The organism is Endozoicomonas sp. SESOKO2 (assembly GCF_024606245.1).
In the GTDB taxonomy this organism is placed as follows: domain Bacteria; phylum Pseudomonadota; class Gammaproteobacteria; order Pseudomonadales; family Endozoicomonadaceae; genus Endozoicomonas_A.
In genome coordinates, this window is sequence record NZ_JAHHPQ010000636.1 from 21,861 (window position 1) to 35,972 (window position 14,112).

General features: G+C 47.2%; 12 protein-coding genes. 4 read left to right on the plus strand and 8 right to left on the minus strand.

Features of this window, described 5'->3' with window-relative positions; all coding sequences use genetic code 11:
* Window positions 1–3: 3 nt before the first annotated feature.
* The 7 genes from KDK17_RS15680 to KDK17_RS15710 form a co-directional block, all read right to left on the minus strand.
* Window positions 4–1,395, minus strand: a complete 1,392-nt coding sequence (locus KDK17_RS15680; RefSeq protein WP_257253452.1) for a sodium-dependent transporter — start codon at window positions 1,393–1,395, stop codon at window positions 4–6.
* Between the two features lie 172 nt (window positions 1,396–1,567).
* Window positions 1,568–2,455 (minus strand): hypothetical protein, encoded by an 888-nt coding sequence (locus KDK17_RS15685; protein WP_257288482.1) that lies wholly within the window; start codon window positions 2,453–2,455, stop codon window positions 1,568–1,570.
* Window positions 2,456–2,742: 287 nt separating this feature from the next.
* Window positions 2,743–3,804 carry a DNA polymerase III subunit delta gene (gene holA, locus KDK17_RS15690; RefSeq protein WP_257253454.1) on the minus strand — a complete coding sequence of 354 codons (1,062 nt, stop codon included), beginning with the start codon at window positions 3,802–3,804 and terminating at the stop codon, window positions 2,743–2,745.
* Window positions 3,801–4,364 carry a hypothetical protein gene (locus KDK17_RS15695; protein ID WP_257280053.1) on the minus strand — a complete coding sequence of 188 codons (564 nt, stop codon included), beginning with the start codon at window positions 4,362–4,364 and terminating at the stop codon, window positions 3,801–3,803. The genes holA and KDK17_RS15695 overlap by 4 nt, the downstream gene beginning before the upstream one ends.
* A 177-nt stretch (window positions 4,365–4,541) precedes the next feature.
* Window positions 4,542–6,992 carry an aminotransferase class V-fold PLP-dependent enzyme gene (locus KDK17_RS15700; RefSeq protein WP_257288483.1) on the minus strand — a complete coding sequence of 817 codons (2,451 nt, stop codon included), beginning with the start codon at window positions 6,990–6,992 and terminating at the stop codon, window positions 4,542–4,544.
* Between the two features lie 111 nt (window positions 6,993–7,103).
* On the minus strand, window positions 7,104–7,976 hold the full coding sequence (locus KDK17_RS15705) for an aspartoacylase (RefSeq protein ID WP_257255021.1): 873 nt from the start codon (window positions 7,974–7,976) through the stop codon (window positions 7,104–7,106).
* A gap of 42 nt (window positions 7,977–8,018) precedes the next feature.
* The gene (locus KDK17_RS15710; RefSeq protein ID WP_257288484.1) at window positions 8,019–8,972 is read right to left on the minus strand and encodes a LysR family transcriptional regulator; all 954 of its coding nucleotides are present in this window, start codon (window positions 8,970–8,972) and stop codon (window positions 8,019–8,021) included.
* A 593-nt stretch (window positions 8,973–9,565) separates the two neighbouring features.
* Here KDK17_RS15710 and KDK17_RS15715 point away from each other — a divergent pair.
* From KDK17_RS15715 to KDK17_RS15725, 3 genes are all read left to right on the plus strand, one after another.
* The gene (locus KDK17_RS15715; protein WP_257280056.1) at window positions 9,566–10,339 is read left to right on the plus strand and encodes a ferredoxin--NADP reductase; all 774 of its coding nucleotides are present in this window, start codon (window positions 9,566–9,568) and stop codon (window positions 10,337–10,339) included.
* A 47-nt stretch (window positions 10,340–10,386) separates the two neighbouring features.
* Complete coding sequence (locus KDK17_RS15720) at window positions 10,387–10,593, plus strand: hypothetical protein (RefSeq protein WP_257288485.1); 207 nt, start codon at window positions 10,387–10,389, stop codon at window positions 10,591–10,593.
* A gap of 282 nt (window positions 10,594–10,875) precedes the next feature.
* Window positions 10,876–12,174 carry an ankyrin repeat domain-containing protein gene (locus tag KDK17_RS15725; RefSeq protein WP_257288486.1) on the plus strand — a complete coding sequence of 433 codons (1,299 nt, stop codon included), beginning with the start codon at window positions 10,876–10,878 and terminating at the stop codon, window positions 12,172–12,174.
* A 39-nt stretch (window positions 12,175–12,213) separates the two neighbouring features.
* Here the strand turns inward: KDK17_RS15725 and KDK17_RS15730 are convergent, their stop codons facing one another.
* A complete protein-coding gene (locus tag KDK17_RS15730; RefSeq protein WP_257288487.1) occupies window positions 12,214–13,401 on the minus strand; it encodes a hypothetical protein in 1,188 nt (395 codons plus the stop codon).
* A 485-nt stretch (window positions 13,402–13,886) separates the two neighbouring features.
* Here KDK17_RS15730 and KDK17_RS15735 point away from each other — a divergent pair, with 485 nt between their 5' ends.
* On the plus strand, window positions 13,887–14,057 hold the full coding sequence (locus KDK17_RS15735; protein ID WP_257280060.1) for a hypothetical protein: 171 nt from the start codon (window positions 13,887–13,889) through the stop codon (window positions 14,055–14,057).
* The last annotated feature ends 55 nt before the right edge of the window (window positions 14,058–14,112 follow it).

The window sequence follows — 14,112 nt, forward strand, 5'->3', positions numbered from 1 at the left end:
GGATCAGAGATTGCTCAGAAAGATTATCAGAATCAGACCCGGACAAATGGTCCTGATATACCAGGGCCAGATCTTCCAGAACAGACTCTTCCGGATTTCAGGAAAGCCCTGACTCAACGCTTTGAGCAGGCGATTTTGACGCATGATCCAGCTGCCGTAGATGGCAATTATCAGGCACAGAACGGGTTGCAGATACTGAGTAGCGATCTTAACGGTCAAGCCAAGAAGCGTTTCAATGTGATAAATGATCAAAACCGACAAGCAGGCTGAGATCACCGTAATACACCAGCTGGCACGGTGGCGTTGGAAAGAGAGCTTTTCAACCATAAAGGCTACGGTCGGCTCGGTCAGAGAAATTGATGAAGTCAGCGCGGCAATCGTTAGCAGCACGAAGAAAGCCAGGGCAACCAGCTGTCCAGACACTCCCAGTTGGTTAAATAAGGTTGGCAGTACGTTAAACACCAGCGTGTCAGCACTGTGGAGTTGTCCTTGAGCAGTGTAGATCTCTATACCCTGCTGCATGGCCGCATACATACAGGGAATGATTAGCATGCCGGCCAGAAACGCCACTGAACTGTCGACCAGTGCAACTTGAAAAGCAGTGAGTGGAAGGTTGGCTTTTTTACTCAAATAGGAGCCATAAACCATCATGCAACCCACACCCAGAGACATGGAAAAGAAAGATTGCCCGAGGGCTGAAATCAAAAGTTGTTGATTCAGCAGTTTGGAAAAGTCTGGAATCAGATAGACTTTTAAACCCTCCATACCACCGGGTCGGCTGAGCGCGAAAACAATGAGCACAGACAGAATAATGAACAGGGCGGGCATCAGTCTGTTACACCATCGCTCTATACCCTCTTTAACCCCTCCGTTGACGATCAATGTTGTCAGAGCCATGAACATCAGAGTGACCAGAACCGTCGAGTATATGTTGAAATCGGTCAGCCAGGTGGCCACCGTGTGCAGGCCACTCAATTCGAAGATCGGGGCCAGAGAGAAGCCTGTGAACCAGCCCCCGACAATGCTGTAAAAGCTGTAAATCAGAGTCAGTGTCAGCAACCCCATGATGCTGGTGATAAAGCCCAGCGCTCTGACCCAGTTTCTGTTATCCAGGTTGGTCATAGCAGTGACCGAGTTGGATTGACTGTATCGACCAATAGTGAGTTCAGCCACCAGAGTTGGGTAGGCAAGAATGAATGAAAAACAGAGATAGACCAGAACAAAGGCTGCACCGCCATTTTGTGCCGTCTGGGTTGGAAAACTCCAGATGTTGCCGACGCCCACTGCGCAACCGGCAGCGGCAATAATAAAGCCCAGTCTGCTACTGAACTGGCCCCTGGTGGCCTGAATGTTGTTGCAGGCTTGTGGCAGAGTGGATCTATTGTGGTCAGACATTCCATTCAGGGACTGTTAGTCCGCCTGCTTATTTTTTGATATGGCTTGTTCAATGCAGCTTACCCATTGTCTGATGAGCCGGATTTATCTGCACAGGGCTAACAGGGGATCCGCTGTATCAGTAAACCTCAAAACTATAGCAACGATTTTGAGGTTTGCTTTTTGTCTTTATCTACTTGTTGGGGCGAATGAACAGCAGAGGCTTGCCTTTTTCCAGTATATAGGGGTAGGCAATGGTTTTGTTGTCATCTCCAATACCTACTTCTTTGGGTGCCATGTAAAAGTACGTCCATCCTGGCAGGCGGGCACTTAGCTTCTGATAGAAGACATTCTCGCTAATGCTTTCCAGTCCTTCACCCTGGGTGATGGACAGTCGTGGGAAAGCGTCATCATCCATAGCTGAGAAAAACCAGGCTGGCTCTCCCGCGATGCTGAAATAGGAGAAAGGAGGAGCCTGGTCTACAGCTGTTGGAACCGGGATATAAAGGCTCAGAACACAGTTCATACGGGCAAAAGAGCAAGTGGCGCCGGTTTGTTCCAGGTACCACTGCTTGAAAGCCAGACCATTATGCTGATAAGGCGTTTTGATCGGCTTGTACTTGTAATTCATGTCGTTAAGGACGGTCATGGCGGAGCGGGTAAGCATCCGCTCCATCGTTTCTCTGGCTCGGATCTCATCTTCGGCCATGGTGATGGGCATCCAGGCAAATAATCTGTGGTGGTCATAATGGCTGGCGCCCGGTACAGTCCATCCCCAGTAAAAGTGTTCAAAAGCGCCATAAGGTTTGACATTTACACCCACAACACCGCTGGCGGCACCGTAGGCAGGGTGGGAGATATTACCCAGTTTGTAATCCTCTAGCTTGCCTTCCTTGCTATAAGCTCCTGCCGGCAACTGCTGGTCATGCACGTGTTCGTGCATGCCGCCTGCATAAGTCAGGTTTTTGGCCTTGGACCATTTTTCGTTATAGGCCCCTTTATGGTTTGACAGGTTGAAGGCACAGCCTGCTATCAGCATTGCAGCAGCTGCTCCCAGCAGGTTTCGAAAAATCATATCCATACACTCCTGTGCGCGGTTTCGGATCTCTCGAACCATCGGCTCAGCTTTAGGAGCCTTTATAGAAGTCGTTCGCTTGTTGCGAATGCGTCTAGTAGGCAGGGTTATTTAGTGCAATAAGAAATTATAAGCGACTAATTAAAGACAGAATGAGTTTAATGTTTGAGTCTGAAGAAAATTTTTAGCCAGACGTCTGACGGTAACAGTTTTCTGCTTGATGCCATTAAAAACATGAGGTCGCTGGTGATGGCAATCAGTGAAACTCACGGAGAGTCATCATGGAGATAGCCTCAAGCGTTTGAGGCAGATTCTGGCGTGAAGGCTGGCATGCCGGCCAGGCTGAGACTCAGGGTCAGTAATTCATCCCAGCTGTTGAGTTTTTCGAGCCCTTTGACACCTTTGTCAATATGGCCGGTGTGGATCAGCATTTGTCTAAAGGCACGTTCACTGTGACGACCCATACATTTTTCCAGCAGGTTTTTGCGTTTCTTGAGAATAAAGGGTGACATGCCATGAATTTTGGCCGCCTGATCATAAGCCACATTGGACGAGATACCCCGGGATTTTAAGCGGCTGAGATGGCTGAGCAGCCGCACGTCACGTGCCAGAGCCCAGAGTACAACCGGTGGCTCGATGCCTTCGCTTTTCAATCCACCCAGTATTCTGACCACGGACTTCGAATCACCATTCAATGCTGAGTCAGCCAGCTGGAAAACGTCGTAGCGGGCACTGTCAGAAACCGCTTCCCTGACGGTTTCCACTTCAATCTTTTTACCGTCCGCCAGTAGCTTCAGCTTTTCAATTTCCTGTGAGGCGGCCAGCAGGTTTCCTTCAATGCGTTCGCAGAGCAACGAGAGAGCGTCCTGACTGGCCTCAAACCCCTGACTTTTCAGACGTCGGGCAATCCAGCCCGGCAGCTTGTCATGTTCAATAGGCCAGACAGGAATAAACAGTCCTTTCTGTTCCAGAGTCTTGAACCATTTCGCCTTTTGACTGGCATTATCAAGGCGGTCGGTAATGATCAGCAGCAGGTTGTCAGGGGAAAGATGTTTCAGGTATTCCTGAAAGGCCTTGCGGCCGGCATCACCCGGCTTGCCATTGGGCATCCTGACCTCAAGGATCTGCTTTTCAGCAAACAGTGAGAGGCTGTTGGCCGCTTCCAGAAAATCACCCCAGGCAAAACTGTTGTCGACATGGTAAACGTGACGCTCGGTGAAACCCTGTTTTCTTGCTTCTTGCCGGATTTGATCGCAACACTCCGAGACTTGCATGGGTTCATCGCCACTGACTATGTAAACAGCGGAGAGTTGTCGCTTGAGCTGGGCACCGAGTTGATCGGGTCTGATGTTCATTGTTGTGCTTTGAGCGCCTCGCGCTCGGTCTCACGGGCTTTGCGGGCTCGCTCTTCTTCCTGGCGAAGCACTTCACCGGAAATACCGGCTACCCTGCGGACACTGGTCAACAACAGTTCCTGACGAAGCTGATCAAAGATGATGGCTTCTTCGCTCTGAGCTGCGTTGGTCAGGTTCCTGTCCTGGAACATGAAACGCTCATTGGAGAGTACAATGGGGTCAAAGAGTTTCAGACCATCATTCGTGCTGAGCTGGTAGGTTGCTTTCAGGGTCAGCAGGCGTTCGTACTGACCGGCACTGGCCTGAATCTCATCGCCAGTCGTGCGCTCCAGACTTACCAGTTGCAGGTGGTAGTGGGCATTGTCTGTGATCTCAATACCACTCAGTGTCAGGGCTTTTTTTAACTCCCTGACAAAAGGGAGGTCACTCCCTGAGACAGACAGCTGGGCAATTTCACTGGCAATATCGACCTTGCCCCGCAGCTGAAAGCCGCAGGCTGTCAGCAGACTGGTGATCAGTAGCAGGGGCAGAATGGCTCCTGTATGAAAGCGTCTTGTCATGATCTCTCCAAATCGCGCTCAGGGCTCAGTTTTTTTTAGCTCAGGGCTGTTTTAGCTCAGGGCTGTTTTAGCTCAGGGCTGTTAAAGCTCAGGGGGGCGGCATGCTAGCACGCCATCCCCTAAAGGTTAACATTGGAATGCCTGCCTGTGTATCGTTGCCTCAAAGAGTTTACTGGTTCAGATCTCATCGGGATTAAAGTGCTTTTCCATAGGGCGACGAATCCCGAGTCCTTTGTGGACGATTCTTCGCATATCCATCTTGAACTGTTTTATCTGTTCATTCCTGTCAGCGGTATCCCGGATCAGGTAACCACCGGCCCGGGCAAAGGCCTGTTTATTGATGACCTCTTCCAGTTCGATGTCGACACCGCTGACGCCATAGACATTACTTTTAGTGGGTTCAATCCCTTTCCGGGTCATCTCTCTGGCGTACTCGACGGCTTCTGAGAGGTGTTTGTTAAATCGCTCGATAAAGTCAACGTTATCAAGCTGTGGGCCGGTCACACAGAAGTGAAGGGCTTCGGGGTGATTCAGCCCGTTAAAGCGCCATCTTGGCTTCATTCTACCCATGTAATCCTTAATGTGGTTCACCTTGAACGTATTCTCTCTTGATTTGAAAGCCAGACACATGGTGTGTTCACCCATGACGTGCAGTTCGGGAAAGTTCTGGATGATTTTTACCATTTTGGCCGCAGTATCATAGATTTGCTGAGCCCTGAGTCTGTACCCTTTTTTTCCATACTTCAGCATGGCTGCCCAGGGGGCTGCGAAGAGTCCTGTGGAGATACTGCCTTCGAGGTTGGCAACTGCATACATACCGCCTTTCCACTCGGTATCGACAAACGCCAGGTAATCGGATAAGTCACGGTTTCGCATCAGTAATACTGAGTTACTTTTCAGAGAATAACCGTACTTGTGAGTATCGACGCTGATGCTGGTAACCCCCGGAAGGCGAAAATCAAAGGGTTTTAAATGTGGGTAATGTTCCTGACCCAGCCAGGCCAGAATAAATCCGCCCAGACAGGCATCCACGTGCAGGCCAATGTCATACTCCCTGGCCATTTTGCTCAACTCTGGCAGTGGGTCAATGGTGCCGTACGGATAGTTGCCTGCAGAGCCAACCAGAAGCACCGTTTTTTCAGGATCTATCAGGCTGCGCACTTCATCAAGGTCTACAGTGTATGACGCTCCTTCGGTGTCCTCATGAACCTTGGCCACCTTGACGACAAGGTCGACGGGCCCCCGTTTGAAGGCTGGGTGAGCCGTGGAAGGAATAATGATCTCCGGATTCCTGATGCCCATGGCCACAGCCCTGTCTCTGTATGCTTTCAGAGCGGCTTTGATGCTCATGGAGCCGCTACTGGTGATCACTCCGTCCGGTTTACCAAGACCTTCATCCTGAATACTGTTTCCGCCCAGAGCTTCCAGCATCATGTTAACGACGCAGCTCTCAAAGTACATCGCGCTTGGGCTCAGGTCTTTCTGAATGGCATTGCTGTGGGAGAACATGCCAAAGATCTCATTCAGGAAGCCATAGTGATCATGATTACCACTGTAGACTGAGCCTGACACAGTCCCTTCTTCCCAGAGTTCATCTTCGTATTGCTTGAACCCCTGAGCGATATTCCTGATTTTCCAGAGAGGCTCCGGTTCCTCAGGAATTTCTTTATAGATGGGAGCGAAATGAGTGATTCCCGGATACATCCAATGTCGTATATAAAGCCATTTCATATAACCCAGAGGATACCAGGGGCCTTTTTCCTTGATTCTGTGATCCCCTACTTTGACATCACGGAATTCCAGAACAACATCCAGCATTTTTTCGATCTTTTGGTCATCGCCCAGAAACGCTTCCATTTCATCAATGATGGCTTCTCTGGTGGCCAGCGTTTCGCGGTTTAGAATATGAACGGCCAGCTGCTCCTGCTGATTCGGGTTGTCGGGTTTGAAGTGCATGACGACGGAGCTGATGGTTGAGCATCTGGAGCCAGGCTTGTTGCCATGGATGCGACAATGGTTGTTGCCCTGCCAAATCAGAGGGCTATGAAAATTAATCTCTGATCGGGATACCGAGGGCAATGTAGCATGAAAAACCGGGAAGGTATTGGAATGATAGTTTTCGTGGCTGCTGATGATTTTTTCCAGTGGTAATGCATGAGTGTCTTTATGGCAGGTTTCCACTGAACAGTAACGGCTTTCAGACGAAGTGGTGAGCAGATCAATAGAAAAAGGTGTCTCTTCAAAGGATGCCTCATGAATAATGGAAGGTACCAGAAAGATGTTGAGACTTCCTGTACCTGAGGCGCTGGACACCTCAGAGCGGAAAAATAATGAGTTATGTCCTTCTTTATTTTTGGGCCAGAGAAAATCCTGTTTGAGAACCTTTTTTCTGAGTTGATTCAGCGTGAGACCCGGAATCTCTTCATCCTCAACAGGGAGAAAATTAAGAGTACTGGAAAACTGACTCTGATTGGGCAGTGAGAAGACGGTAGCCTGATTAATACCGGAGAGAAATAACAGGCTGGTCAGTGTCAAAACGTTAGATAGTTGAGTGGGGCTGAAAAAAAGCCTGAGAGCCTTGAGGTAAGAAAGAGACTTCAGGGTCAAAGGGCGTCTGTCGTCTGGCATAATGTTGCCTGCATTTCATAGGCAGAGGATAGATAGGTTAGGCAATGAAATGCAGGGCTTTCGTTTTTCTTACAGATCAAATAGTAATAATAAACGCTTTGTTTTTGATTATTAATTGCCCGGACTAACCGTTTTCCTATTTGTCATGACAAAAGCCGTGTTCTCGTAATAGTAAGCTGCTTCATTGATAAAGATAGGGTATCCGGGTTCACCCTGATAAGGGGTGACGGTACCATCCATATTCTGAAACATCGGCATGCCCGGCTTCAACTCTTCAAAATCCCCGTCCTGTAGAGAGCTGTGAACCATGGCGGATACTTGTCCATCGTCGTTTCTAGGATAAAAGACTCGATCCGTGACGGTATAAACTTCAGTGGTGGCGGGCAGGGCGTTGTTCCATTCGCTTTCTGATAAATGGGTGAAGTCGACCAGGTGTCGGATCACTGATTCAGTATCTGCAAACTGATCGTGTCGCAAAACGCCGTTGGGAAGAGGGCCGACTTCAATAGTCACTGCATAATCAGAAAGACTGTTGAGCGTTCGGCTGAATTGGCTATCACGGTCACTCAGAATGATTTTTACATCCGGCATATGTTGTTGCACATAGGAGGCGGCCTGAAGGTTAAAAGCAGCCTGATCTTTGATGATTAAAGTCATTCCCATGTTGCTGGTGGTACTGTGCAGATCAATGATAAAGCGGCCATCGTTGGTTTTGGGGTCGAGCAGCCGATTGATTTCCCGGGCTCGGCGGTGTTCGTAGACCGAATCATCATCGCCGTCCAGAACCTCATCCGTGAAAGATCGATTCAGGTCGGCATCCATAAACCGTCTGACTGCTTTATGAGCTTCAATATTGGCAAGCAGGTAATCCACTGGAATGGTGCTCTCTTTGAAGCTGCCGTCCTGCTCCAACTTTCTGATCAGATGGGGCCCAATCAACTCGTTGCCATGGGTTCCGCCCACTATAGTGATTTTTTTTATCATAATCAGACCTTTTTTGCACTGGCTACAAGACTAATCCCGGCTTCAGGTTTGTACAACTTCCTGAGAAGTGAAAGGCATAACGGCGTCCGCAGAACTTTGAGGTTCTGAAGCGTCGGCGGCCCAGCTACGACAGAGTTGAATGAGTTCCCTGGTTCCCTGACTGATGTATTTTTGTTGATGCATGATGAAATAGAATCGTCGGCTCAAATCTCTGTCGGGAATTAACAAAGGTATCAGACTGCCCCTACTGAAGGCATCCTGAAGCGTAATTCTTGACAGGCAGCCAATTCCCAGACCCGCTTCAACGGCCCGTTTGATAGCTTCGGTGTGTTGCAATTCAATCACCACGTTCAGTTTGGGTAAAATGCCATGCATGGCTCGATCAAACGCCTGACGGGTACCCGAACCGGCTTCACGAAGAATCCAGCCAGCACTCAAAAGATCCTGATCTGTCAGTTGGGTTTTGTGCTCGAAGGCATGGCCCGGTGCGCAGAAGGCAACCAGTTCATCATCGCACCAGGGAATGACATTCAGATCATGGTGGTGCAACTCTCCTTCGATCAGTCCGATATCCAGATCAAAGTTCAGAACCTTCCCGGTAATGTTGGCGGTATTGGCCACTTCCAGATCAATATGGGTGCCCGGTTTGTTTCTCATCATCCGGGCAACAATGTTGACGGCCAGATAATTGCCAATAGTCAGAGTGGCACCGACCCGAATCTGGCCTGTCAGGGTTTTACCGGAGAGTTTCTGCTCAAGCTGCCGGGCTTTTTCCAGAAGGGCTTCGGCGTCCGGTCGAATCTGCTGACCGAGGTCATTCAGCTGAAGTCTTTTGCCAATGCGATCAAAGAGCTGAGCATTGAACTTTTGTTCCAGTTCTTTCAGTGCGCTGCTGGCGGCTGACTGGGACATGACCAGGGCTTTAGCGGCGCGGCTGAGGTTTTGCTGGCGGGCAGCCTCCAGAAAAACCTCCAGTTGTCGGAGAGTGAATTTCATGAGCTAATCGATTTAATCGAATAATCTTATAAGAATTATCTGTTTCACAAATATCCTACCCCTGACTAGTATATTCCGGAAGACAAAATAGTATGAATAAATGAACTTTCGGCTAATTTTTCTCTCTAACGTTCGACTGGGATGAATGTTTTAAGGCTGTGCGTAAGAAATATTCACCCTGACTGCACTGGCTCCACTTTTCTGGCAGCCGAAGCAATGCGACGTCGAACAAAGGATATCTGCTATCAGATGTGATTGTTTGATATTGATCTAAAACACAATAAGGATCTGATAATGGATATAAACTCTCATACCTTCAATCTGCCAAATTTGAAACAATTGATTCTGGAATCGAATCGTTTCGGTAAAGACAGTACAAGAAAAAAGTGCTTGGGGCAGCAGCCTTCTTGAATATGCTCTCGAAGCTAAGGATAAGGAAGCGGTTCAAAAACTCATTGACAGAGGGGCTCGAGTTAGAGACCGCGCCCGCGATGAAGTTGATGCCGTTTTGAATGGTTAATAAGAGTCAATAACTATTCAGGATGCAGCAAATAGTCAGGCAGTAAGATCGAACACCAGGAGTGATATCGACCATGAGTAATCTTATTCGGGAAACAGTGACCAGTGTACATCACTGGAATGATACCCTGTTTAGTTTCACCACCACACGCAACCAGGGCTTGAGGTTCAAGAACGGCCATTTCACCATGATCGGTCTGGAAATCGATAACAAACCTCTGCTGAGAGCTTACAGCATTGCCAGCGCCAACTATGAAGAAGAGATGGAGTTTTTCTCCATCAAAGTACAGGATGGCCCCCTGACCCAACACCTGCAGAAGCTGGAAGTGGGAGATGATATTTTGGTGGGCACCAAGCCTGTGGGTACTCTGGTAGCTGATCATCTACTGCCCGGAAAGAATCTCTATCTGCTCAGCACCGGTACCGGTTTGGCTCCTTTCATGAGCATTATCAAGGATTTTGAAATCTACGAGCAGTTCGACAATGTGATTCTGACCCATGGCGTTCGCTATGTTTCTGAACTGGCTTATCAGGATCGGATTCAGAATGAACTGCCAGAAAATGAATACTTTGGTGAAATGGTTAAAAAACAGTTGAAATATTACCCAACGGTTACCCGGGAACCATTCCGTAACCAGGGTCGTCTGACGGATTTGATTGCAAGTGGCAAGTTGTTTGCGGACCTCGATCTGCCAGAGCCCAATCTGGAAAATGATCGCTTCATGCTCTGTGGCAGCCCTGCCATGTTGAAGGATCTATGCCGTATTCTGGATCAGCGTGGCTTTAAGGAAGCCCGTGGTGGAAATCCGGGGCACTATGTTATCGAAAGAGCTTTTGTGGAGAAGTAATCCTTTCCAGAACAGGCTGTCGTAAACCAGCCAATATGTGTGCCCGGATGGTCTCTCATTATTTGGGATACGATCTGAATGGTCAGGTAGTTGCCTTTGGTCAGATGAGCGCCTACTTTGATCTGTCATGTCTGCGTTTTATTGAAAAGTTTCTGGTCAAGCGGCTGGGCTTTTTCCAGAAGTGCTTCGGCTTCCGGCTGAATCCGGTGGTCGAGGCCATTCCGCTGAAGTCTTTTGCCAATGCGCTCAAATAGCTGAACATTGAATTTTTGTTCAAACTTTTTCGTTGTGCGGTTGGCTATCCTACCCCTGACTCTATGTTCCAGAAGATAAAATTGCATGAATAAATGAACATTCGGCTAATTATTGTGTCTTACGTTCTGTTGGGATGAATTTATTAATGCACTGTGTAAGAAATAATCATCCTGATGGCACAGGCTCTAACAGCTGCAGCAATGAGTTCCCGAACAAAGCATGTCTGCTATTAACTGGCATTATTATTTGGCGTTGATCTAAAACACAATAAGGATTTGATAATGGATATAAATTCTCACACCTTCAATCTGGCAAATTTGAAACAATTGATACTGGAATCGAATCGTTTCTTTGAAGACGATACAAGAAAAATCAACAATTTGACTGAAGATGATGTTTCTAAAGAGTGTGGCTTTTGCTCTAAGGGGGTGTTTGGCTCTCACAACGTCGTTGTTGCACACGCTCCATCGGGTTTTTTTGTAAAGTCAATCAACCTCCATCTTTTTCATGGTTCCTGCCGCAGGGAACTTGCAGCCATCCAGCAGAATCTTCATTCCCGGAAAATATGCCCCAGCTGTCAGGAAGACTTTGGCCGGGCATTAGAATTTTCATCGGTGGCTCATGCGGTAATATCTGGCCAGATAGATCACGCCCTGCAACTGATGGAGCATGAAGAGCCGGGCTCGAAACACTCATGGCAGGAAGCGAAGATGTCAGCCCTCCACATTGCAGCGATAAAGGGCGACCAAAATATAGCCAGACTACTGGCCGGGGATCCTGACATCAATGAAGATATTGAAGCGGATGAAGGTATTGGTGTCGACGAAGTACCTGACATTGATGTAGATATTGACGTTCAAGACACAAAGGGCAACGCAGCACTGCACTACGCAGTCAGCAATCATAACCTGGAGACGGTGAGAACATTACTTGACTTCAATGCTGGTTTGAACATCCGCAACGAGTGTGGCTATACACCTCTGCATCTGGCTGCCCAAAAGCCTGAATGTCCTGATTTGTTTACCCTTGTGATGGAGCATGGAGCCCGTTTCGATATTCCAGATAAAAACGGTCACAGGGCAATCCATATAGCTGTTGATGCTGGCCATGAGTTGGCACTTGAAACTCTGATTAAAAACGGAGCCGATGTGAATGCAACTGCTCGCGATGGACGTACCGCCCTTCACTACGCAATGGTATTTGGTTTACATCAAAGTTACCCAAAAAAGAAAAACCATTTAGGCCTGGTCAGGATGCTGATCAATGCGGGGGCAAAAGTTGAGCTTCGCACCGGACGCGGTTACACAGCTTTTGACGGAGTCGATTATGAAAGAAATCCATCCGTCAGGGCGGAAATTATTAAATTGTTACTCTCGTCTGCTATTAATGGCTTTGCTGATATTAATGCACCGGCAGGTCATTCAGGTCGCGACCCAGGTCCCAGCCTTCTTGAATATGCTCTCAGAGCTAAGGACAAGGAAGCATTGCAACAGCTCATTGACAGAGGCGCTCAAGTCACAGACAGCAACCGAGACAGAGTTGACTCGATTTTGAATGATTCTAAGGATAATTTCCGATAAATGCCCACTACCCGTTAGAGGCACTTATTTAAAGGCTTGTTATTGGCTGTTTGAGAAAAAAAGATGTTGATTCAGAATACTAATAACATGAATCTGATTATCTGAATTATCGGTGTCATTTTCCCTTGGAGCAGCACAATTACATGCGCCGTTACAATGACAGGATTCTGTTAATTCTGAATATTGTGGAGGGGGTTGGTTAGCTATGATATCTAATTCTGCATAATGTGGAGGGGGGTGGTTAGCCATAACATCGTAATTATCAACCGCGAGAGTCAGCGTATAACCATGAGCGCTAGCCACAATCGCCAACACTGGAACACCATCGTCGGATACTCGATTAAAGTGGTATTCTACCTTAATTCCGTTCGTTAAATTTACTGTTATAAAATGTGATGGTTTCCGGCTTCCACTGTTACTTACGTCGTTTTGCTCTCGCACAAGAATTACAGCTGGCACAGCTGTATGGGATAACTGAGGTATTATCAAATCTAACCTCTGGTTGGTCGATGGGTTTAGATGCTCTATTATCCATTTTTGTGTTTCCGGAGTATTCAGGAAAAGGTCAAATATTTTAGTCTTGCTGTCTGTAACCAGTGTGCCTGGCGATGAAAATATTTGGCTATCACTGCTAGCCCTATGAAATAAAGAGCATTTTTGAACAATGACAACTTCTGGTAAATCCTTGGGTATTACTGCTCTCAATACTCTGATTCTGTCCAACTCATCGTATGGTCTATGGGGCACTTTTTTTGCCCAGAACTTCAAATATATAGGGAAACAGAACACGCAACAGAACACTTTAGCAGCTTCATATGCTGCTGTTGTCGTTTGACCTCTCAGTATGTATTGAGTACGAAAGCTATGTTGAATAGAACAACTGCCAGTTTGCAAATTCCCCAATAAAGTATCAAAAGGTGACGGCATAATATAACCAGGGTTGTTCTGATCAAAAACCATCAGAGTGGAAGAGATGATGTCATAAATGACATAATCATCCACTGTACAAACATTACAGGATTGGGTGCAGTCATCTAACACTGATGAATGATCGCCTGCTGTGTCCGCATCGCTATGACTGGTCATGGTGGATGTTACAGTTGTTCCACTTAGTAGTGAATTCCCGTTCTGTTCCAGCTTCCAATTAAAGCGTAACTCTTTTGAATTTGAATAAGATGATAGCAAGCAGAGAAAGAATAAAATAATCAAACTGACGTTTGTTTTCATTGTTAACTCTCTATTTAATATTCATCAAATATTAGAGAATGGCAGTTAAGAATAGCTCAATTAGTTTAAATGACAATTTTTGGAGTTTTAACAGTTGGTAAACGTACCTGCACGTTTAAAAAATTTTATCCCGGATTATTCTGATAGAGCGAGGTACATTTGATACAGGGAGAAATAGAAACTGAGTGGTCGGCTTAAGTAATATTTGATATAAATCTGAGAGAATATTCATAGATATGGCGTAACTTGAAAAAATGCCACAGTCGCGTCAACGATGTCACTTCGTTTGAGTTAATTCGGTAAAGTCTGGTCAGAGTATTTTTACAGTACGTATGACTCGAAGATCCCTGGAGAGCTGCGAACTGGAATTCTGGTTTTCAATAAACCCCCACTACCCAACAGAGACATGCATCTTCAAGCTGCCTGATACGAATTTGGCTTGAAATCATCAAGCTTGCCGGGACGAATCCCCGGCCAGCACCTTGATGGTGGCACCTGACGCTGTTGCGAAAACCGCCAGCACGAAAGAGACTCTGCTTGCAGGTAAAGTCGATCTGATTTGCAAGCAGTTACACACTGATGTTCAGACAACCGCAACCAAAGTAGGTAGTCTGGATGTAAGACAGAGTGAGCGTGATACCGGCTACTGCGGGTAGACTTGCTATCCAATGGAAGGCGTGCGGTCCGAAAGCGCAGTAACGACGATCAGCG

What these genes read in the sequence shown, in the direction of transcription:
- KDK17_RS15720 (WP_257288485.1), top strand. Translation starts at nt 10,387, where the DNA reads ATGGTCTCTCATTATTTGGGATACGATCTGAATGGTCAGGTAGTTGCC.
- KDK17_RS15685 (WP_257288482.1), bottom strand. Translation starts at nt 2,455, where the DNA reads ATGGATATGATTTTTCGAAACCTGCTGGGAGCAGCTGCTGCAATGCTG.
- KDK17_RS15700 (WP_257288483.1), bottom strand. Translation starts at nt 6,992, where the DNA reads ATGCCAGACGACAGACGCCCTTTGACCCTGAAGTCTCTTTCTTACCTC.
- KDK17_RS15680 (WP_257253452.1), bottom strand. Translation starts at nt 1,395, where the DNA reads ATGTCTGACCACAATAGATCCACTCTGCCACAAGCCTGCAACAACATT.
- KDK17_RS15705 (WP_257255021.1), bottom strand. Translation starts at nt 7,976, where the DNA reads ATGATAAAAAAAATCACTATAGTGGGCGGAACCCATGGCAACGAGTTG.
- KDK17_RS15715 (WP_257280056.1), top strand. Translation starts at nt 9,566, where the DNA reads ATGAGTAATCTTATTCGGGAAACAGTGACCAGTGTACATCACTGGAAT.
- KDK17_RS15735 (WP_257280060.1), top strand. Translation starts at nt 13,887, where the DNA reads ATGGTGGCACCTGACGCTGTTGCGAAAACCGCCAGCACGAAAGAGACT.
- KDK17_RS15725 (WP_257288486.1), top strand. Translation starts at nt 10,876, where the DNA reads ATGGATATAAATTCTCACACCTTCAATCTGGCAAATTTGAAACAATTG.
- KDK17_RS15730 (WP_257288487.1), bottom strand. Translation starts at nt 13,401, where the DNA reads ATGAAAACAAACGTCAGTTTGATTATTTTATTCTTTCTCTGCTTGCTA.
- KDK17_RS15695 (WP_257280053.1), bottom strand. Translation starts at nt 4,364, where the DNA reads ATGACAAGACGCTTTCATACAGGAGCCATTCTGCCCCTGCTACTGATC.
- holA (WP_257253454.1), bottom strand. Translation starts at nt 3,804, where the DNA reads ATGAACATCAGACCCGATCAACTCGGTGCCCAGCTCAAGCGACAACTC.
- KDK17_RS15710 (WP_257288484.1), bottom strand. Translation starts at nt 8,972, where the DNA reads ATGAAATTCACTCTCCGACAACTGGAGGTTTTTCTGGAGGCTGCCCGC.